This is a genomic window from Paenibacillus sp. RS8 (assembly GCF_041956825.1).
Lineage (GTDB): Bacteria > Bacillota > Bacilli > Paenibacillales > Paenibacillaceae > Paenibacillus_AQ.
Map to the genome: position 1 here is coordinate 2,093,905 of NZ_CP168131.1, position 18,193 is coordinate 2,112,097.

The 18,193-nt window shown below is 47.5% G+C and carries 22 protein-coding genes; all 22 read left to right on the forward strand.

Going from position 1 to position 18,193, the window contains the following annotated elements; all coding sequences use genetic code 11:
- Positions 1-163 precede the first annotated feature (163 nt).
- Positions 164-1,246, forward strand: a complete 1,083-nt coding sequence (locus ACDZ28_RS10695; protein ID WP_375104626.1) for a DNA-methyltransferase — start codon at positions 164-166, stop codon at positions 1,244-1,246.
- Positions 1,247-1,291: 45 nt separating this feature from the next.
- Complete coding sequence (locus tag ACDZ28_RS10700; RefSeq protein ID WP_375104627.1) at positions 1,292-1,594, forward strand: hypothetical protein; 303 nt, start codon at positions 1,292-1,294, stop codon at positions 1,592-1,594.
- 2 nt (positions 1,595-1,596) lie between these two features.
- A complete protein-coding gene (locus ACDZ28_RS10705; RefSeq protein WP_375104628.1) occupies positions 1,597-1,806 on the forward strand; it encodes a hypothetical protein in 210 nt (69 codons plus the stop codon).
- Positions 1,807-1,898: 92 nt separating this feature from the next.
- Positions 1,899-2,384: an ArpU family phage packaging/lysis transcriptional regulator gene (locus ACDZ28_RS10710; protein ID WP_375104629.1), complete on the forward strand. Its 486-nt coding sequence runs from the start codon at positions 1,899-1,901 to the stop codon at positions 2,382-2,384.
- A 58-nt stretch (positions 2,385-2,442) separates the two neighbouring features.
- Positions 2,443-2,565 carry a hypothetical protein gene (locus ACDZ28_RS10715; protein ID WP_375104630.1) on the forward strand — a complete coding sequence of 41 codons (123 nt, stop codon included), beginning with the start codon at positions 2,443-2,445 and terminating at the stop codon, positions 2,563-2,565.
- Entirely contained in the window at positions 2,558-2,884 is a 327-nt protein-coding gene (locus tag ACDZ28_RS10720; protein ID WP_375104631.1) for a hypothetical protein, read from the forward strand. Before ACDZ28_RS10715 ends, ACDZ28_RS10720 begins: the two co-directional genes overlap by 8 nt.
- Positions 2,885-2,909: 25 nt before the next feature.
- Positions 2,910-3,470 (forward strand): tyrosine-type recombinase/integrase, encoded by a 561-nt coding sequence (locus ACDZ28_RS10725; protein WP_375104632.1) that lies wholly within the window; start codon positions 2,910-2,912, stop codon positions 3,468-3,470.
- 241 nt (positions 3,471-3,711) lie between these two features.
- Entirely contained in the window at positions 3,712-4,458 is a 747-nt protein-coding gene (terS, locus tag ACDZ28_RS10730) for a phage terminase small subunit (RefSeq protein ID WP_375104633.1), read from the forward strand.
- Entirely contained in the window at positions 4,458-5,141 is a 684-nt protein-coding gene (locus ACDZ28_RS10735) for an HNH endonuclease signature motif containing protein (RefSeq protein ID WP_375104634.1), read from the forward strand. The genes terS and ACDZ28_RS10735 overlap by 1 nt, the downstream gene beginning before the upstream one ends.
- A 139-nt stretch (positions 5,142-5,280) precedes the next feature.
- Positions 5,281-5,607 (forward strand): hypothetical protein, encoded by a 327-nt coding sequence (locus tag ACDZ28_RS10740; protein ID WP_375104635.1) that lies wholly within the window; start codon positions 5,281-5,283, stop codon positions 5,605-5,607.
- Positions 5,604-7,316, forward strand: a complete 1,713-nt coding sequence (locus ACDZ28_RS10745; protein WP_375104636.1) for a terminase large subunit — start codon at positions 5,604-5,606, stop codon at positions 7,314-7,316. The genes ACDZ28_RS10740 and ACDZ28_RS10745 overlap by 4 nt, the downstream gene beginning before the upstream one ends.
- A gap of 4 nt (positions 7,317-7,320) precedes the next feature.
- Complete coding sequence (locus ACDZ28_RS10750) at positions 7,321-8,580, forward strand: phage portal protein (protein WP_375104637.1); 1,260 nt, start codon at positions 7,321-7,323, stop codon at positions 8,578-8,580.
- Positions 8,567-9,205: an HK97 family phage prohead protease gene (locus ACDZ28_RS10755; protein WP_375104638.1), complete on the forward strand. Its 639-nt coding sequence runs from the start codon at positions 8,567-8,569 to the stop codon at positions 9,203-9,205. Before ACDZ28_RS10750 ends, ACDZ28_RS10755 begins: the two co-directional genes overlap by 14 nt.
- Positions 9,206-9,225: 20 nt before the next feature.
- On the forward strand, positions 9,226-10,506 hold the full coding sequence (locus ACDZ28_RS10760; RefSeq protein WP_375104639.1) for a phage major capsid protein: 1,281 nt from the start codon (positions 9,226-9,228) through the stop codon (positions 10,504-10,506).
- A 39-nt stretch (positions 10,507-10,545) separates the two neighbouring features.
- A complete protein-coding gene (locus ACDZ28_RS10765) occupies positions 10,546-10,836 on the forward strand; it encodes a hypothetical protein (RefSeq protein ID WP_375104640.1) in 291 nt (96 codons plus the stop codon).
- Positions 10,836-11,108: a hypothetical protein gene (locus ACDZ28_RS10770; RefSeq protein ID WP_375104641.1), complete on the forward strand. Its 273-nt coding sequence runs from the start codon at positions 10,836-10,838 to the stop codon at positions 11,106-11,108. The genes ACDZ28_RS10765 and ACDZ28_RS10770 overlap by 1 nt, the downstream gene beginning before the upstream one ends.
- Positions 11,105-11,425, forward strand: a complete 321-nt coding sequence (locus tag ACDZ28_RS10775) for a phage head closure protein (protein ID WP_375104642.1) — start codon at positions 11,105-11,107, stop codon at positions 11,423-11,425. Before ACDZ28_RS10770 ends, ACDZ28_RS10775 begins: the two co-directional genes overlap by 4 nt.
- Positions 11,382-11,807 (forward strand): HK97-gp10 family putative phage morphogenesis protein, encoded by a 426-nt coding sequence (locus ACDZ28_RS10780; protein ID WP_375104643.1) that lies wholly within the window; start codon positions 11,382-11,384, stop codon positions 11,805-11,807. Before ACDZ28_RS10775 ends, ACDZ28_RS10780 begins: the two co-directional genes overlap by 44 nt.
- Complete coding sequence (locus ACDZ28_RS10785; RefSeq protein WP_375104644.1) at positions 11,804-12,178, forward strand: DUF3168 domain-containing protein; 375 nt, start codon at positions 11,804-11,806, stop codon at positions 12,176-12,178. Before ACDZ28_RS10780 ends, ACDZ28_RS10785 begins: the two co-directional genes overlap by 4 nt.
- A 2-nt stretch (positions 12,179-12,180) precedes the next feature.
- Positions 12,181-13,062: a major tail protein gene (locus ACDZ28_RS10790; protein WP_375104645.1), complete on the forward strand. Its 882-nt coding sequence runs from the start codon at positions 12,181-12,183 to the stop codon at positions 13,060-13,062.
- Positions 13,063-13,131: 69 nt separating this feature from the next.
- On the forward strand, positions 13,132-13,446 hold the full coding sequence (gene gpG, locus ACDZ28_RS10795; RefSeq protein WP_375104646.1) for a phage tail assembly chaperone G: 315 nt from the start codon (positions 13,132-13,134) through the stop codon (positions 13,444-13,446).
- Positions 13,447-13,621: 175 nt separating this feature from the next.
- Positions 13,622-18,190: a phage tail tape measure protein gene (locus ACDZ28_RS10800; protein WP_375104647.1), complete on the forward strand. Its 4,569-nt coding sequence runs from the start codon at positions 13,622-13,624 to the stop codon at positions 18,188-18,190.
- Positions 18,191-18,193: the final 3 nt, after the last annotated feature.

The following is an 18,193-nucleotide window of genomic DNA, read 5'->3' on the forward strand; positions in this document are numbered from 1 at the left end:
ATGACTTGTTTTCTCGTTCATTATTGGTATTAAGTTTATTTATACTGCCCGTTAGATGATGCACAGTACGAAGATACAGATCATTAAGGGAGTAGGAGTATCCCTCCTCTCCCAAAGGTAGAGTGGACGTATATAGCTCAGCAAGAAAGGAGGATCAGCCTATATGATACTGCAAGGGGATAACATGAAAATCATGCCTACGTTAGCGGCGGAATCATTTCAAACATGTGTTACCTCGCCACCATATTGGGGTTTACGAGATTACGGACTTCAAAAAAGCGAATGGCCAGAAGTGAAATACATCCCGATGACTGGATTACCACCTTTCACAGTACCGGCTTGGACGGGGTGCCTTGGACTTGAGCCGACGCCTGAAATGTTTGTTGCTCATATGGTTCTGGTTTTTCGGGAAGTGTGGCGGATATTAAGGTCTGACGGAACGCTGTGGATGAACTTCGGTGATAGTTATGGCGGTAGTGGTAAAGGTGCATGGAAAAATAAAGATGCTCAGAAAGAAGTGTCGGTACCTGATCCTGGTAGTGATTTAACGAAGGTCCCAAAGAATCCATCGGGATTAAAGAATAAGGACCTGACTGGCATACCATGGCGCGTCGCTTTTGCGCTTCAAGCAGATGGTTGGTATCTCAGAATGGACAATATTTGGAGTAAGCCAAATCCAATGCCAGAGAGCGTACAGGACAGACCAACGAAGGCACATGAATACTTTTTCTTTTTCTCAAAGTCCGAGAAATATTACTACGATAAGGACGCAATCATGGAGCCCTTAGCAGAATCGTCGATCAATAGAATATCTCAGGATCTCGAGCGACAAAACGGATCAGTGAGAGCGAATGGCGGGGCAAAAACAAACGGGAATATGAAGGCGGTCTTCACGGTCCGAGGATCAAAAGGAGTTATAGATAACCCACTTAATCAGGGATTGAGAGAAGAAGTTAAGCCTTTTGAATTGCCACAAATGAGGAATAAGAGATCAGTTTGGACGGTGCCAACAGCTCAGTTCTCAGAAGCTCACTTTGCTATATTCCCCGAAAAACTTATAGAACCGTGTATATTAGCCGGAGCTCCGGTAGGCGGTCATGTATTGGACCCGTTCGGAGGATCCGGAACAACATTAAAGGTAGCACTAGAAAATGGCCGTGAATGTACAATTATCGAAATGGGACCGCAGTATGTGGAGATAGCCAAACGACGGACAGAAGTTATTCAACCGCTATTAAATCTATGACACTACTGAATAGTACGAAGAAACTGTAAAGGAGGTTTGCACTATATGAGTGTATTATCCCCAATTCATCCACAGGCAGTACAAATGATAAATGTCGCTCTTAACCAGGTAATCCGCAGAGGTCGCAGGATCGAGCGCATGCAGTTATACGTATGTCCACGTTCCGAACTGGCTCAGCATCACCTCATTCAGACAGCTTTTGGAGAGTTGAAAATTCATATAAGCGATTTTGTTCCTAAAGGATATTCTTATCTACTGGAAGATTCAGGCGGCGATAAGAGAGGATTTGCTTGGGTATCAATACCTAAAGAAGCGAGGATAACAGAAAATCGGCAAAAGGAGGCATAGAAATGATCATCAAAACAGTCAAAAATATTAATTCACCAGTTGGAAGCATTGTATCCGGCGTGTCGTTCCGGGCGCAACGTGAAAAGAACGGGTACAGCATAACATTCGGTGAATTCAAAGGTCAGTACATTCCAGCAACATCAGCAATCATACTCAGCGATATCGTACTCGACAAAGACGGGAAAATGCCGCGCGGATCGAAATATGCATAATGAACATGCAAAGACCCCCTAATCCTTGGCCGGTTCCGGGGGTCAATAACAACATCTCACCTCTATTATAACAAAAGGGTGAGTGAATAACGATGGCAAAGATAAAAAAAACTCAACAATTAACATTTCCATACGCAGATCTGGACAGTGACCAAACTCGCCAACGTGTCGAGGAATTTTTGGAGACTGTTCAGGTCTTCCGGCGTTTTGGCTTTGTTCGCCGGGAAGCTACTATAACTCATAATGCATCACCGCAGTATCATCAACGCACCAACACCATTAGTCGCAGTGCAGAGGACATTGCACTGTGGAATGTCTCGAAAGAAGACGAGCTTCAAAGAAAGTCCGATTTGCTGGATAAGGCGATGAGCAAGCTTAATAGGATAGAACGTGAAATTGTTAATCAGCGCTATATGACTCCTGATGAGGTTTACGATTATAATGTGGCTGCTGATATGTGCATTGGAGAGAAGAGATATCGTGAGCTGCGGGATCGGGCGCTGTTTTTGCTGGCATTTGCCCTGCGGCTTGAAGTTTATAATGAGCCGGAATTCGACCGGAGATTGACCGGAATGTGACCGGAATTCGACCGTTTATTGTGGGTCGGGGCTTCGGATTATGTGATAAATTGTTATTGTGGGAAATGAAGCGCTGGACAACACAAACCAGCCGAATAGTCATAATCTTGTGGTCGCTCATTGGTGGGCGGCTTTTTTGTTGTCCATTAACCAATATGAAAGGGTGAAGGTGAATGATTAGATTTCAGGCAACGAGTAGAAATGGGGATTACGAATCAGAGCGTATTGTTGAAGTGGATAATCTTCAAGAATTGACGGAAGAGGAAAGAGTAATCTTGTTTGGTATGGCCAGCGGTGTGATGGTTGGTGAAATCGCCGAGGAAACAATTGAACTTGAATCGACAATCGGCAGTTTGAAGGTTAAGGTTGACGCAGATTTTTCTTCATTCGAAGAGAAGCTAGAGAAGATCAGAGAGATACTATCGTCTCCTTTAGGTGATTTTGTGACTGTGGTTGTTGAGAGTGAAACACAAGAAAACAGCCAGATATCTGGCCAATAAATGACTCCATACGTGGGGTGAAGATATGAAACAAGTACAGCCCATTCGAGATGAACGAATCATCGAAGGGATGAAGTATTATTTCCGAGAGCGGAGTATGCGGAATTATCTTTTCTTTTGTATAGGCATCTATTCTGGACTTCGGGTTTCAGATTTGCTCACGCTTCGTGTTAAAGAGGCTAAGAGCAGTTATGTGAACAAGGTGGAAAAAAAGAATAAGAACAACAAGCGATTTATTATTCATCCGAGCATTCGCGCCGATTTGGATTCATTTATTGCAGGGAAGGCAGACGATGAATATTTGTTCGCGAGTAGGCAAAGAAAAACAATAAGTCAGCTCAAACAGCAGCCGATAGATCGCTCAACTGCCTACCGTTTTCTTAACGATGCAGCTAAACATTTTGGTTTAGAAGAGTTTGGTAACCACACGCTGCGAAAAACGTGGGGATACAGGCTATATCATCAAGACGAGCGAAATCTAGCGTTACTAATTGATGCGTTCGGACATAGCGATATGCGGGTTACATTACGGTATATTGGCCTGACACAGGACCTTTTAGACCGCGCAACCATGCTTATGCGTTGATTCTAGCGCACCACAATTTGGGCTGTGTCGCACTCGTAATATTAAGGATCAGCGCATTATATGAAGGAACAGGAAAATGAGCAGGGTACTCTACTGCACCAGAATCCCTTTATGGTTCACTCAAAGCCTGTTTTTGAGGGGTTTAGCAGCAGCAGACTTTACTTAGTTAAAGTAACGATTGTAAATAACTGTTAAAAGTGTACTGTTCAAACACGAATGCCGTTCGGAGGTGGTGAGATGAGTGAGTAGGGGGCGAAGTGAGAACCGGGACAAAGCGTTTAAATTGTGGGAAAAAAGCGGCAGGGTATTGCCACTTGTCGATATTGCTAAGCGGTTAGGAGTATCAGCTTCACTCATTCGTAAGTGGAAGTATGAGGATGCATGGGAGGCGAGGCCAAGCCGGAAACGAGGCGGTCAGCCTGGCAATGTGAATTCCGTGGGCAATAAGGGCGGTGCTGCTCCACCAGGTAATTCAAACGCCTGGAAGAACGGAAACTATGAGTCCATGTGGATGAGTCAGATTGCGGTAGAGCATAAGCTGCAGTTGATGAAGATGGAAACGGACCCACGCGAGATCCTACTTAATGAGATCGCGCTGCTCGAATACCGGGAGTTCCTCATGATGAAGAACATGAAGGATATTGAAGAGGGTAAGGATAGGCTGAGCATTGAACGCAAATATCAGTTCTTTGAAGAACCAGCGGAGGATGGCGGGGCTGAGAAGATAAGGTTTGTAGATGGTGTTCCGCAGTTTACGCCTGTCAAGGTTGTGACTAAGCAGATCGTTGAAGAGAAGACCAAAGAGCCGCATCAGCTGGAACGTATTCTTCAGATACATAACGCGCTTACGGCGGTTCAGGGCAGGAAGATGCGGTGTATCGCACTGCTTGACCAGTTTGATCGTAACGAACTAACCAATGAAGAACTGCGCTTGAAGATCGATCGCATGCAGCTTGAAGTAAATAAACTCAGATCGGAGGCGTGGTGATGGCAAGGCATGCAATACTCCAGACGTTCTACACATCGGAGAACTGGCGAGTCTTCCGGCTTGGCTTGATCCTTGAACGAGGGAACCGTTGCCAGCATTGCGGCGGGATCATTGCAAGGTCCATTGATATCATCGGTCACCATAAGATTGAGCTCACACCTGAGAATGTGCATGACCATACAATCAGTCTTAACCCCGAAATGGTTGAGCTAATCTGCTATGACTGTCATAACAGGGAGCATAAGCGATTCGGATATCAGTATACCAAAGAGGTCTACTTAGTCTATGGTCCGCCATTGGCTGGGATGATGGATCTGGTGCGGCAGCAGATGAGTCGTGGCGATCTAATCGTCAATATGGATCTGCTATACACTGCGCTGTCTGGCCTGCCGGATTATGATAAGCCGGATGCATTATATTCCAATGTGGTAGGGGTGCAGAACCTTCTGCTGGACAACATTAAGACCAGGCTTGGCAAATGGGGTACGGCTTGGATCATCGGTGGGTATGCCGAGAAGTTTAAGCGAGAACGATTGGCTGAAGAGACTGGCGCTGAACTGATCTTTTGCTCAGTGAGTCGTGAGGAATGTCTATCGCGATTGGAAAGTGAAGAGTCGCTTCGCTATCGGAAGGATGAATGGCGTGGTTATATTGAAAAATGGTTTGAACAATTCCAAAATTAATTTTTTTTAAAATTATTTTTTTATTTTTTTCCCAAACCCCCCCAGAAAAATAAAATATTTTTTTCCGAGGGAACCGAGGAGGGCACCCTTTTTTGTTACACACCGAAAATTTTGAAATCGGATCGAGGTGTTGAATTCTATGGAAAAATCGGAGGTCTACAGTCAAGAATTGGCGAAGTTGCAGGCCATCTTCACCGATGTTGATCCGGCCAAGGCTCAGCTTGTGGAAGGACTCATGGAGGACGCCGCTTTCTTGAAGGCTGAAAACTCTGTTCTGAAGGAGGCGCTGAAAGCTACGGGCATGGTTAAGATTCACCCGAGCAACCCTGATCTTCAGAAGCCGGTGGAGGCAGCGCGGCAGTACCTTAAGAATGTGAATGCTTATGCTGTTGTGGTGAAGACGTTGAACGGGGTGCTGTCGAAGAACGCCCTTGATCCTGAAGATGATATGGATGAATTCGAATGAGTGCTCCATATGCTTCCTTTCTACATGAGTATATTGCGAAATGTAAGGCCGGGGAGATTATTGTTGGGCAGGAACTGAAGCAGATGTTTGACATCCTTGAAGAGAATCTGCGTGATCCTAACATCCAGTTTGATACAGCGGATGCCCAAAAGAGAATTAAACTCATTGAAACCAAATGTAAGCACTATGAAGCGCCATTCTCTGGCAAGCCCTTCCTACTAGAGCTGTTTCAGAAGGCTTTCATAGAGGCCATTTACAGTTTTAAAATCTTTGATGATGAAATTGGCCGTTGGGTCCGGCTGTACCAGGACATTCTGTATTTGGTCGGACGTAAAAATGGTAAGACACCACTTGTATCTGCTCTCATTCTGGCAGAGTTCTTCTGTGGTCCAGAGGGACTAAAGGCACTTTGTTCCAGCAATGACTATGAGCAAGCTGACCTTATGTTTCAAGCTATTAATTCCATGCGGGAAGAGAGCAAGTCGCTGGAGCGGAAGACCCGGAAGAATATCAAGGGCATTTACTTTGGAAATCCGAAGAAGCCGACTCACACTGGGAAGTTCTCATATCGCAACAAAGGTTCTATTCGGAAAATATCTGCCAAGACTGGCGCGAAGGAAGGCCGGAACATCGGGGTTGGTGCCGTCGATGAGGTCCACGAGATGAAGGACAATACAAGCACTATGCCAATCCGTCAGGCTCTATCCACTCAGGATGAGCCTCTTTATATTGAGCTGACCACGGAAGGCTTCACCAATGAGGGATATTTGGACGGGCGCATGCGGGAGGCAAGGCAGGTGCTAAACCGGGAACTGGATCGTCGGCGCTGGCTGGTATGGATGTATACCCAGGACAATGAGCAAGAGATCTGGCGGGATGAGAAGACCTGGACAAAGAGCAATCCCGGACTGGGTAGCATAAAGAAATGGAGCTTCCTGCGGCGCATGGTTGACGAGTCCAAGACCAATCAGGAAATGCGTGCCTTTGTACTTTCTAAGGATTTCAACATCAAGCAGAATAATGCCGCAGCCTGGCTTATGGATCAGGACATAGCCAGTGAGGATGTGTTCGACATTGAGCAGTTCCGTGGGGCGTTTGCTATCGGAGGTGTCGATCTTTCCAAGTCCGGTGACTTGGCTTGCGCTCGGGCTCTGATGATGAAAGACGGGAAGAAGTTCACGTGTCAACAGTATTTCGTACCGGCATCCAAGATTCCGACACTCTCCAAGGATGATCGTGAGAAGTTTGAGAAATGGACAGCGCTCGACCTGGTTACGATATCCGATGGAAATGAAAATGATTTCCGCCATGTCACGGCCTGGTTTGTTCGTTTGTTCAAGGACTATAACATCCGGTTCTACAAGGTGGGCTATGATAAATGGTCGGCCACGTACTGGGTGAAGGAAATGGAAGAGTACGGCTTTGATATGGTGAGGATCAGCCAAGAGTATGGCAGCTTGTCGGAACCGATGAAGTTGGTCAAAGCGGATCTGCAAAGCAAGCTGATTAATTACAATCAGCATCCCATGGACCGCTGGTGCCTGGAGAATACAGCGTTTGAGATTAACAGCAAGATGGAGATTCGGCCCGTTAAGGTTCAGGGCAAGGATGAGAAGAAGATCGACGGTACCGTGACTTTGATCTTTGTATACAAGGTGTACATCGATAACCGAACCGAATTCCTTGATCTTGTGAAGAGAGCGGGGTGAAAAAGTGGCATTGATAAACAATTTTAAGGGCTTGCTTAACAAAACGAAAGAATTTGTCCGTGCGAAGATGCTGGGCGGATACATGCCGGTATTCAGCCAATTCGGAAATAACATTTATGCATCAGATATTGTGCAGAACTGCATTGATATTATCGCTACGGAGATCAGCAAGCTGCAACCCCGGCATATTCGAACAGACGGAAGCGGCATGCAGACCACGCCAAGGGGAAACTTGAACCGACTCTTTAAATTTGGCCCAAATGAGCTTATGACCACACGGGACTTCTTGGAGAAAATAATCTGGCTGCTTTATATGAACTTCAACGTATTCATTTATCCGGTATACAACGTGCAACTCCGGGAAGACGGATCAGAGATTCGCAGCTATACTGCGCTGTATCCGTTAAATCCCTATCAGGTTGATTATTTACAGGACCCGACAGGCCGACTATACGTCAAGATGTATTTTGCATCAGGGGATCAGTTTACCGTACCGTATTCTGATTTGATCCATATCCGCAAACGATATTCGGTAAATGAGATCATGGGTGGCGGAGCGAATGGGCAGCCGGATAACGAAGCTCTGCTAAAGATGCTGAGGATCAACGACACCGTTCTCCAAGGAATCGAAAAGGGGATCAAGACGAGCATGTCCATTCGTGGGGTACTGAAGATTGCAACCATGATGGATGATGAATCTCAGCGTAAGGAGCGGGAACGCTTCGAGAAGCTGATGTCCTCCGGTGACTCCGGCGTTCTGCCGGTTGACTTGAAGGGCGAGTTTACGCCAATCTCCATTGATCCCAAAATGGTGGACAAGGATACACTCGACTTTTTGAAGACGGGTGTACAGGAATGGTTTGGTGTCTCGCTACCGATGCTCGCTCGGGATTACAATGATGAGCAGTATCAAGCATTCTATGAGAGCACGCTGGAACCCATATTAATCGGGCTTAGCCAAGCCTTTACCAAGACGATCTTCACGCCCCGCGAGCTGGATATGGGGAATGAGATCGTTTTTTTTCAACGCGACATGATGTACCTCAGTACAGCAGCCAAACTGAGCCTGATCAAGACGGCCGGGGAGCAGGGGCTGCTGAGTGATAATCAGAAGCTGGCACTGTTGGGATATCCACCTTTGCCTGATGGGAACCGGATCACGCAATCTTTGAATTACGTGGACCGTTCCATCATTAATATTTATCAGCTCAACGGAGCAAATGCGAAATCTGGAAAGGCGGTGAAAGAAGATGCAGAAGAATAAGCTACCGGCCATGCATGAGCCGGAGCGCCGGGCGTTTGTTATGAATGATCTTCGGGCAGATCCGGCAGGGAATATCATGGAAGGACATGCAGCCGTGTTTGATCAAGCAACCATTATCGGAGGCTGGTTCAAGGAAATCATTGAGCGCGGAGCATTCGACAAAACTGATTTTAAGGATGTGATCATGAGCGTCAATCATGATCTGAAGCGTATTCCCTTGGCTCGAAGTCGGAATAACAATGCAAATTCCACACTTCAACTTCAAGTGGACGAGCAGGGGCTGAATACGAGGGCTGAGCTAGATGTTGAGAACAACATGGAGGCTAAAGCTTTATACAGCGCAGTTGGGCGAGGGGACATTTCTGGAATGTCCTTTATTTTTACTGTACGGGACGAAACCTGGGAAGGTCTTGATACAGAACTTCCCACCCGCCGCATTAAAGACATTGGCCGAGTGATTGAAATCTCTGCGGTATCCTTCCCGGCTTATGACGGGACTGATATAAATGCTCGTGACCAGCAGGCACTGGAGAGCGCTCGCACCGCACTGGATAGTGCGAGGTCTGGACTGGATAGTTCATTGAGCGATTTGGATTTGGCAAAAGAGAAATTGAAATTCATCTAATTAACTGGAGGTTATCGTAAATGAAAGAATTCCTGAAAAAGCTTTTGAAAAAGAAAGAAGAGGCTCGCTCCGCGCTCAAAGACAAGGGGTTGAAGAGCAACGATATTGTAGAAGTGCGTTCGATTGGTTCACAAGTAGAAGCCATTGATGTTGAAATTGCTGAAATTCGACAGCAACTGGAATCCATGCCTGATGATCCGATTGCTGGTGGTGATACTCCGCCAGAGCCAGAACAACGGGGTGCGCAACCACCTGCCGGAAATGCTGCAATGGCTCAGTTTTTGAAGTCGTTTGGAATCGGTTCTCAATCGCAGCAACGTTCAGAGGAACCGGTTGATCCTTACGGAACCGTTGAATACCGGAATGCTTTTATGATCTATGCCAAAACGGGTGAGATCAAACCGGAGCTTCGGGCTAATGCGACAACAACCACGGCAGATGTATCTGCGGTTATCCCAACAACCATCTTGAATGAGATTATCAAGAAGGTCACCGTTTACGGGCAAGTCTTCAGCCGTGTTCGGAAGCTCAATATCAAGGGTGGTGTGGAGGTTCCTATTCTTGCCCTGAAACCAGTAGCTACTTGGATCGGTGAAACTCCTGTATCAGATAAACAGAAGGTGCAGGCCAATACGAAATTGACGTTCACATATTTCGGTCTGGAATGCAAGGTAGCCATTTCGCTCCTGGCTGACACTGTAACACTTGCTGGATTTGAAACGGTAATCACGGATCTGATTGTAGAGGCTATGGTCAAAGCAATTGATTTGTCAGTTATCAAAGGTACTGGAACTGGACAACCAAAAGGAATCACCGTCGATGACCGTGTTCCAGCTGCACAAATCGTAACAATGACACCGACTCAGTTTGCAGAATGGGAGAGCTGGGCGAAGCTTGTTCTTGCAAAGATGCCACTGGCGTATAAGGCTGGAGCTGCTTTTATGATGGCCTCTGGTACGTTTGAGGGTTATATCAACGGAATGGTCGATGATAACGGACAACCGATTGGCCGAGTGAATTACGGCATTGCAGATGGACCGCAGGAACGATTTGCGGGGAAAGAAGTGATCCAGGTCGAGGACGATGTGATTGTACCATATGCTTCTGCAGCCACAGGAGATGTAGTTGCCGTATATTGCAACCTTAGCAACTACGGATGGAACAGCAATATGCAAATGAATATGTTCCGTTACTTTGACCATGACACGAATGAGTATGTGGACAAGGCGATTCTGATCGCAGATGGCAAACTGATTGATCCAAATGGCGTTGTCATTGTCAAGAAGGGTGCAGCATCCTAATAAACGGGGCCGCATGGCCCCCTAAAGGTGGTGAAATAGATGGCTAAAAAGCTACAAGCTACAAAGATTGACGGTGTTGAAGTTTCTACGCTTACAGGTGAAACTGTATTACTTTGGAAGGCCACGCGCGAATTATCCGAAGTCGAGCACGAGCAGCTTTCTATCAAGCTCAAGCAGGAGCAGGAGCATAGTGGTATTAAAATTATACTGGTGCCGTTGTCCGTTGACGTAGAAGTGACAGAACAGACCACAGTTGATCCAGCGGCTGAACCAGTATTGGAACCGGATTCTCCAACAGAACCGAAACAAGGGGAAGGTGGGGATGAGTAATGACGGATGCGGATCTTCTGATTGAATGCAAGATCGGTCTTGGTTACTCCAGTGATGTTAACGAGGCGATAGATAAGCCGCTGAAACAGAAGCTTTTGGCAGTCAAGTCATATTTACGCGGTGCAGGTGTGTCAGAGGAATCGCTACAAGATCCACTAGCGGTTGGTGTTATTGTCATGGGTGTCAGTGATCTGTGGGAAGTGAAGTCGGGGGAGGTTAAATTTTCCCCGGCTTTTTTTACGCTTGCTTACCAATTGGCGGTGAGATCATGAGGATGGACAGTGAGTTGTATTTGCTAAAGAGCGGGACGACCGGAAAGGATGCCAACGGAGATCCGATTATCACGATAATACGGCGGCGCATATTGGGTGAGAAGCAGTCTGTAAGGCAATCAGAATTCTACCAAGCTGCTGCCGCAAAGCTTAACCCGGAGTTGGTGTTTGTCGTCTGGACAATTGAATATGCAGGGGAAATCAAGCTTGAATATAACGGATCGACCTATTCCATCATTCGGACGTTTGATAAGAATGGCAAGGAGACGGAGCTTGTCTGCACCAGCCGATTTAATGGAGGTGGATCTGGTGGTTAGCCTACAGTTAGAAGGAATGGATGAGATCCGTCGGATGCTGGAAGGGCTTGCTGAGAAAAAAGGGAAGGCCGAGAACAAGGCGCTCCGAGCGGGGGCTTTGGTTATAAAGGACGCTGCTGCCCTCCGTGCTCCACGCAGTTCCTCACAAAAAGAACATTTGGCGGATAACATCGTGGTCACCAATGTGCGAACTGATGCCGGTGCTAAGTATATCCTGGTCGGTCCGCAGCGCGGTGACAATAACAAATTTTTCTACGGGAAGTTCCAAGAGTTTGGAACTTCGAAGATGGCTGCGCGTCCGTTTATGGGTCCCGCCGCAGTAGAGGGCGCTCCTCAAATGGTTTTAGCTATGGCAGAGGCTGTTCGGAGGGAAATGCGATGATTGATCTGATCCCTGAGGTCGTATCTGCTTTGTGTGGCAGAGCTGAGCTGATTGATCTGCTTGGTGGTGACTACATCTGGCGGCATGATGTGCCTGAAGATTACGCCGAACAGTTTCCTAGAATCACCTTTTTTGAAATGATCAATAACGACAATCGATATGTCGAAGATGTTGCGGATGCAAGTGAAATTCACTTCCAAGTTGACGTTTGGCATAAAGCGGCTACCGCAGCGCTAGGAACGGAAGTTGATGCTGCCATGAAGGGAGCTGGCTTCGCTCGTTATTCCGGCGCTGACCTGTTCGAAGAAGATACAAAAATATATCACAAAGCCCTGCGGTACCGGACGGTCCGCAGATATGAGGAGGATTAACCATGGCTGGTGTACGCATTGGTTTTAAAGATTTGTTCTATTCAAAGGTAATTGAGGATACAGCATCCGGCACCACATACGAAACACCGAAGAGAATTGCAAAGGCAATCTCCGGCACCGTTACACCTACTATCAACACTGAAACTCTATTTGCTGATGATGGTCCGTCAGATAGCGCATCGTCTATTGGCGGCATTGAAGTCACATTGGGTGTAGATGTATTGAGCCTGGCTGTTCAGGCTGATTTATTGGGTAAGCAATTGATTAATGGTGTTCTGATTGACTCAACTGATGATATTGCCCCTGATGTGGCCATCGGTTTCCGGTCTCTTAAATCCAACGGTAAGTATCGTTTTGTTTGGCTGTTAAAAGGTAAATTTTCCTTGCCAGAGGAATCCTATGAAACTAAGGGAGATACCCCAACATTTCAAACGCCGGAAATCAATGGTAATTTTGTGATTCGCGATTCTGATGGGCGTTGGAGATTTACTGGTGACGAAGATGAAGCTGGATTTGTTGGAGCTGACAGCTGGTTCGACGAAGTACCGATAATCAGCACGGACAGCACGCCGCCTACAGCTACAGTCGTACCGGCTAACAATGCGACTGCGGTAGCCGTAACGGCAACACAGAAGTGGACGTTCAATAAGGCCTTGGCTGAAAATACCGTCAATTCAGCGAACTTCGTTGTACAGAAGGCTGACGGTAGCGGTGTAGTAGCCGGCACGCTCTCTCTGGACGCCGCGAAGAAGGTAGTTACATTCACCCCTACTGCTAGTCTTTCGGCTGCTACGCTATATCTGGCGTTGGCTGGCGTGGGTGTACGGGATCAATCCGGTAATGCTTTGGTAGCACCAATTATCACGAAGTTCACAACAGTTTAAACAATCTAACTGCGGAGCACTCCATAAGGGGTGCTCTTTTCTTTTTAGAAATTCGAGAGGGTGATTATTTTGAATATTACATTACGCAAGGATGGAAAAGAAAAAACATTTACTGTGAAACAAATATCCGCCTTTATGTTGCGGCGCACTATTGAAATAAACAAGACGATGAACTTGTCTGATATGGATGCCAATACTTTGGATGCGGCTGCTGATTTTATCGTCGATACGTTTGAAAAACAATTCGAGCGAGATGATGTGTACGCAGGATTATCCTGTCACGAACTTATTCCCACGTTTCAATATTTGATGGAAGCTGTCATCTCTGAATCCAACGAAGCCATAGGGGCAGAAAAGGACCCAAACGTCAGAGCGGGGGTATAGACCCTCTGGAGTTCATCGAGCGTTTTTATCTAACCCGAATGGAAGAAGGAATGACGCTTAAACAAATCGATGAAATGGATATTGTTTTATATTTTCGATTACTTAAACGTAAAGGAAAGTCATCCACTGGAGTTCAGGAAGGATTTATTGATCAGGTTATGTAGGGGGTGAGGGATTGGCTGAGAATGTAGGGGATTTAGTAGTTCGGATCGGTATGGAAGATACGACATTTAAAGCAGGTATGCAAAATCTAAACCGACAGATGCAGCTAGCACAGAGTTCATTACGAGCAGCATCTGCGGAAGCAGGAGGAATGGCAAATTCAACCGATCAGTTAAGGCTGAAGGCCTCATCCCTTACGGATCAGATTGGCATACAGGAAGCGAAGATCAACGCGCTGACACAAGCTCACGCACAGTCAGCGGCAGCCAATGGAGAAGATGCAGCAGCAACCCAACGTCTGCAGATACAACTTAACAACGCCCGCGCCGCACTTGGCCGGATGCGGACGGACCTGCAAAACACGAGTGACCAGATCGAGGACCAAACGAATAAATGGAAGGTCAATGGCCGCGCGTTGCAGGAAGTCGGCGAGAAAATGAAAGGCGTCGGCGACAAGATGCAGAGTGTAGGTAAAGGACTCACAGTTGGAGTCACTGCTCCACTTGTCGGCATCGGGGTTGCGGCTGCTAAAGTAGCAATCGACGTAGACAAAGCATCAAACCGCATTCAAGCGGCTCTGGGTGTTACGAAAACAGAATCAAAAGCGCTGGCTGCCTCAGCGCAAGCGATCTGGAAGGATGGATACGGAGAAAGTCTGAGTGAAGTCAATGAGGCGCTGATCACAACCAGCAAGAACATTCAGGGACTCAATAAGATTGAACTGAAGGAATTAACCAACAGCGCTCTGATTCTCCGTGATGCCTTTGATGCTGAAGTAAATGAAACGACACGAACCGCCTCAGTGCTGATGAAAAACTTTGGCATCGATGGCGATGAAGCAATGGATCTAATCACGGTCGGCTTCCAGCGGGGCGGCGACTTCTCAGGTGAACTGCTGGATACTCTGCGTGAATATTCGCCGCAATTTAAAGGGCTTGGTTACAGCGCTCAGGAATTCACGGCACTGCTCATTGCAGGAGCTGAGAAGGGCGCCTTCAACCTAGACAAGATCGGGGATAGCGCAAAAGAGAGCTTCCTGCGGATTGGTGACGGCAGCACTTCCTCACGTGATGCCTTGAAGGCGCTGGGGCTGGACTTCAATAAGGTTGAGAATGACATCAATGATGGCGGAGATGGCGCACAGCGAGCCTTTGGGGCTGTAGTGTCAGCCATCGCTACCGTGAAAGACCCAGCGAAGCAGGCACAGACCGCAGTGGCGCTCATGGGTACGCCACTGGAAGACCTTGGGCCACAGTTCCGTGACTTCTTTGCGACCGCGAACACCGATTTGGGCGACTTTGAGGGAGCCACACGCAAGGCAGGAGAGGCGTTGCAGGATAACCTGGGCAGTCGGGCAAACAAGGTGTGGCGTGAAGCTCAGGCGGCGCTTGTGCCGATTGGAGAAGTACTGGTGGGGATTGCTGAAGATTATCTGCCGGTGATTGCATCCAAGGTTCAAGAAGCTTCTAACTTCATCAGCAATTTATCTCCGGCTGCTCTTAAAGCCGGGATTGCTATCGGTGCGATCGCAGCGGCAGCCGGTCCGGTAATCGTGGGGATAGGTATGCTGATCAGTACGATTGGTAGTGTCGTATCTGCTGTCGGTACAATCAGTGTTGCCGTTGGCGGTGCTGGCGGCTTAGGTGCTGCGTTGATGGCCGTTGCGACAGGCCCTATAGGTATAGCAGTAGCTGCAATAGCGGGGCTGACAATGGTCGGGATAGGGCTATACAAGCACTTTAAGCAAGATTCGATACCAGAGATTCAGCGTTTCGGTTCCGAAGTATCTGCTAGTACACAGAAAGCGGTCGGCGGGTTTATGGATCTCAATGACAAAGCTACCGTTGCGTTGGATCAATTGCGATGGTCAGGTCAAACGATTAGTAATGGTATGGCCACAGATATCAAAGAGACCTTTTCACAAATGGGGGATCAAGTCACCGCAGCTATGAAAGAGGATCATGCTGCGCAATTACAGACAATGACTGAGTTTTTTGCGGGATCAAAGGCTCTCACTGATCAAGAAGAGGCTGCGGCAATAGAAAAGATGAAGGCAAATCAAACCGCTCAACAAGGTTATGTTGAAGAGGCACAGCGGAAAATAGCTGAAATCATGGACCGAGCTGCACAAGAAAAACGCGGGATTACGGAATGGGAACGAAGTGAGATTGACCGTTTACAGCAACAGATGGTTTCAACTGGGATTAAGCATTTATCTGAGAATGAGTTAGAACAGAAGGCTATTATGGAGCGCATGCGCCAGAACGCCGGAGACTTGAGCGCTCGACAAGCAGCTGAAGTTGTCCAAAACACCGTCAAGCAGCGTGACGAAAGCATTGCCGCCGCTGATGAGCAGTACAACGAAGTAATAAAGACGATCATTCAGCAGCGCGATGAAGCTGGGACAATTTCTGCTGAACAGGCAGATAAACTGATCGCTGAAGCTAAGCGACAGCACGACAAGACACTGAACGAAGCAAATGCCATGTATGAGAACGTCATAGAAGTGGCGAAGAAGCAGGCTGGAGAGCATGTTGACCAGGTAGATTGGGAGACGGGAGAAATTCTCTCTAAATGGGATATCTTCAAGTCCAATACCGCTAAAAAGTGGGAAGAAATTAAGGCTGATGGCAAGCGGATATGGGATGCATTTTGGAAGATGCTGACCAAGATTGGAACGGATATTAAAGAAGATGTAGAAAGGCAATGGAATGAAATGATTCAGTTCTTCAAGGACATTGACCTGACTCAAATCGGTGCAGATATCATGAACGGACTGAAAAACGGGATCGCGAGCAAGGCGGCAGAGCTTGAGCAATCCGCGAAAAATGTAGCCTCCAAGGTTGGGGAGAGTATACGCGATTTCTTTGGTATTCACTCCCCGTCGAAATTGACTACAGAATACGGTTATTACGTTGCCAAGGGCTTGGCTGTCGGAATTGATAGCGGCAGCAAGGAAGCGGAGGCAGCAGCTAAGAAAACGGCGCAGAAGACCAATTCAGCATTTCAGGAAGCCTTTGCCCAAGTGCAAAATAAATATAAGGTTGGGCAACTAGACACATCACAATATATTACTGCTCTTCAAAAGGTCAATAAGCAGTACGCAAAAACAGCAGATCAGCATAGGAAAGTCACTGAAGAGATCAGCAAAATGAACAAAACTGCTGCGTCGGAGGCAATTAAGGCGGCAAAAGAGGCATTTGACGCTTCCAAAAACTATATCGATAATCGGGCAGCTACTGGAAAGCTTACTCTCAATCAGGAGCTAGCTTTGTGGCAGCAGGTGCAGGCCAAGTATAAGGCAGGCAGCACACAGCGGATCGCGGCTGATAAAGAAGTTTATCGTGTTCAGCAGGAATTGGCAAAAGCCAGTTTTGAAGCTTCAAAGGAATGGATCGAGAAGTCTTCTGAGGCGAATCAACTTTCTCTTGCTGAAGAACTGGCTGCTTGGGAAAGGGTACAGGCGAGGTATAAGGAAGGCACAGACGAGCGCAAGGCAGCAGATGAAGCTGCGGGCAAGGTGCGTCTAGAAATCTATAATCAGCTGACAGCGGCCAGTGAGGAATTCTTGGCCAAAACGAAGGAGATAAATGCCAACGTTGCAGCAGAAGAAAAACGCCTGAATGACGAATATGCGGCAGCAGTTGAACAGCGTGCTAAGTCTATCAATGACTTCGCTGGGCTATTTGATCAGGTGACTATTGCTTCTGAAACTAGTGGTAAGGATCTGATGGACAACCTTCGCGGGCAAGTCGAATACCTGGATAAATGGGCAACCAATCTGCAACTGCTGTCCGCTAGAGGTATCGACCAGGGGTTGCTTCAGGAGCTACGGGAGATGGGTCCGCAGGCGGCTCCAGAGTTGGCGGCACTCAATACGCTGACGGATGCTGAACTTGCAGAGTATACATCACTGTGGAAAACAAAATCTTCCGAAGCACGAACGGCGGCGGTTATGGAGCTGACCGGGCTTCGACAGGATACGAATACACAAATCGCGCAACTGCATACCGAAGCCGTTGCGGAATTGGATGCATTACGTATCGATTTCGAGGCAAAGGTTAAAGCGATACGTGGCAGCACTAATAAGGAATTTAACGCCATGAAGGCGGACCTTCCAACGATAGGCAAGCAGGCCATGCAGGGGCTGATAGACGGCATGACCAGTATGCAGGGAGCCGTGTCCGCCAAGGCAAAGGAAATCGCCAATTCGGTCACTAAGACGATGCAAAAAGCACTGGACATTCATTCGCCATCGCGCGAACTGGCGTGGATCGGTGAAATGGCCGGCTCTGGACTGGTGGATGGACTGGCTGGGACTATGGCTAATATCGAGCGGCAGGCGGCAGCCATGGCGGCAGCGGCAATGCCGAGTATTCAGTCACCTTCAGTAAGCAACGGAGGATTGTCCGCGGGAGCATCTACTATGGCTTCCCCAGCGGCTATTATACAGGTGGTCATGCAAGGGATGTTTGAGGGAGCGAATTTCAATATGAGGGACGAAGACGAAGCGAAGCGGCTTGGCCAAGTATTTGGTGGGCAACTAGCAGATGCGTTACGAGGGGCGGGGTTGGTGACATGAGGG

Coding starts and splice junctions, on each gene's coding strand:
- ACDZ28_RS10695 (WP_375104626.1), top strand. CDS start 164: ATGATACTGCAAGGGGATAACATGAAAATCATGCCTACGTTAGCGGCG.
- ACDZ28_RS10700 (WP_375104627.1), top strand. CDS start 1,292: ATGAGTGTATTATCCCCAATTCATCCACAGGCAGTACAAATGATAAAT.
- ACDZ28_RS10705 (WP_375104628.1), top strand. CDS start 1,597: ATGATCATCAAAACAGTCAAAAATATTAATTCACCAGTTGGAAGCATT.
- ACDZ28_RS10710 (WP_375104629.1), top strand. CDS start 1,899: ATGGCAAAGATAAAAAAAACTCAACAATTAACATTTCCATACGCAGAT.
- ACDZ28_RS10720 (WP_375104631.1), top strand. CDS start 2,558: ATGATTAGATTTCAGGCAACGAGTAGAAATGGGGATTACGAATCAGAG.
- ACDZ28_RS10725 (WP_375104632.1), top strand. CDS start 2,910: ATGAAACAAGTACAGCCCATTCGAGATGAACGAATCATCGAAGGGATG.
- ACDZ28_RS10735 (WP_375104634.1), top strand. CDS start 4,458: ATGGCAAGGCATGCAATACTCCAGACGTTCTACACATCGGAGAACTGG.
- ACDZ28_RS10740 (WP_375104635.1), top strand. CDS start 5,281: ATGGAAAAATCGGAGGTCTACAGTCAAGAATTGGCGAAGTTGCAGGCC.
- ACDZ28_RS10745 (WP_375104636.1), top strand. CDS start 5,604: ATGAGTGCTCCATATGCTTCCTTTCTACATGAGTATATTGCGAAATGT.
- ACDZ28_RS10755 (WP_375104638.1), top strand. CDS start 8,567: ATGCAGAAGAATAAGCTACCGGCCATGCATGAGCCGGAGCGCCGGGCG.
- ACDZ28_RS10760 (WP_375104639.1), top strand. CDS start 9,226: ATGAAAGAATTCCTGAAAAAGCTTTTGAAAAAGAAAGAAGAGGCTCGC.
- ACDZ28_RS10765 (WP_375104640.1), top strand. CDS start 10,546: ATGGCTAAAAAGCTACAAGCTACAAAGATTGACGGTGTTGAAGTTTCT.
- ACDZ28_RS10770 (WP_375104641.1), top strand. CDS start 10,836: ATGACGGATGCGGATCTTCTGATTGAATGCAAGATCGGTCTTGGTTAC.
- ACDZ28_RS10775 (WP_375104642.1), top strand. CDS start 11,105: ATGAGGATGGACAGTGAGTTGTATTTGCTAAAGAGCGGGACGACCGGA.
- ACDZ28_RS10785 (WP_375104644.1), top strand. CDS start 11,804: ATGATTGATCTGATCCCTGAGGTCGTATCTGCTTTGTGTGGCAGAGCT.
- ACDZ28_RS10790 (WP_375104645.1), top strand. CDS start 12,181: ATGGCTGGTGTACGCATTGGTTTTAAAGATTTGTTCTATTCAAAGGTA.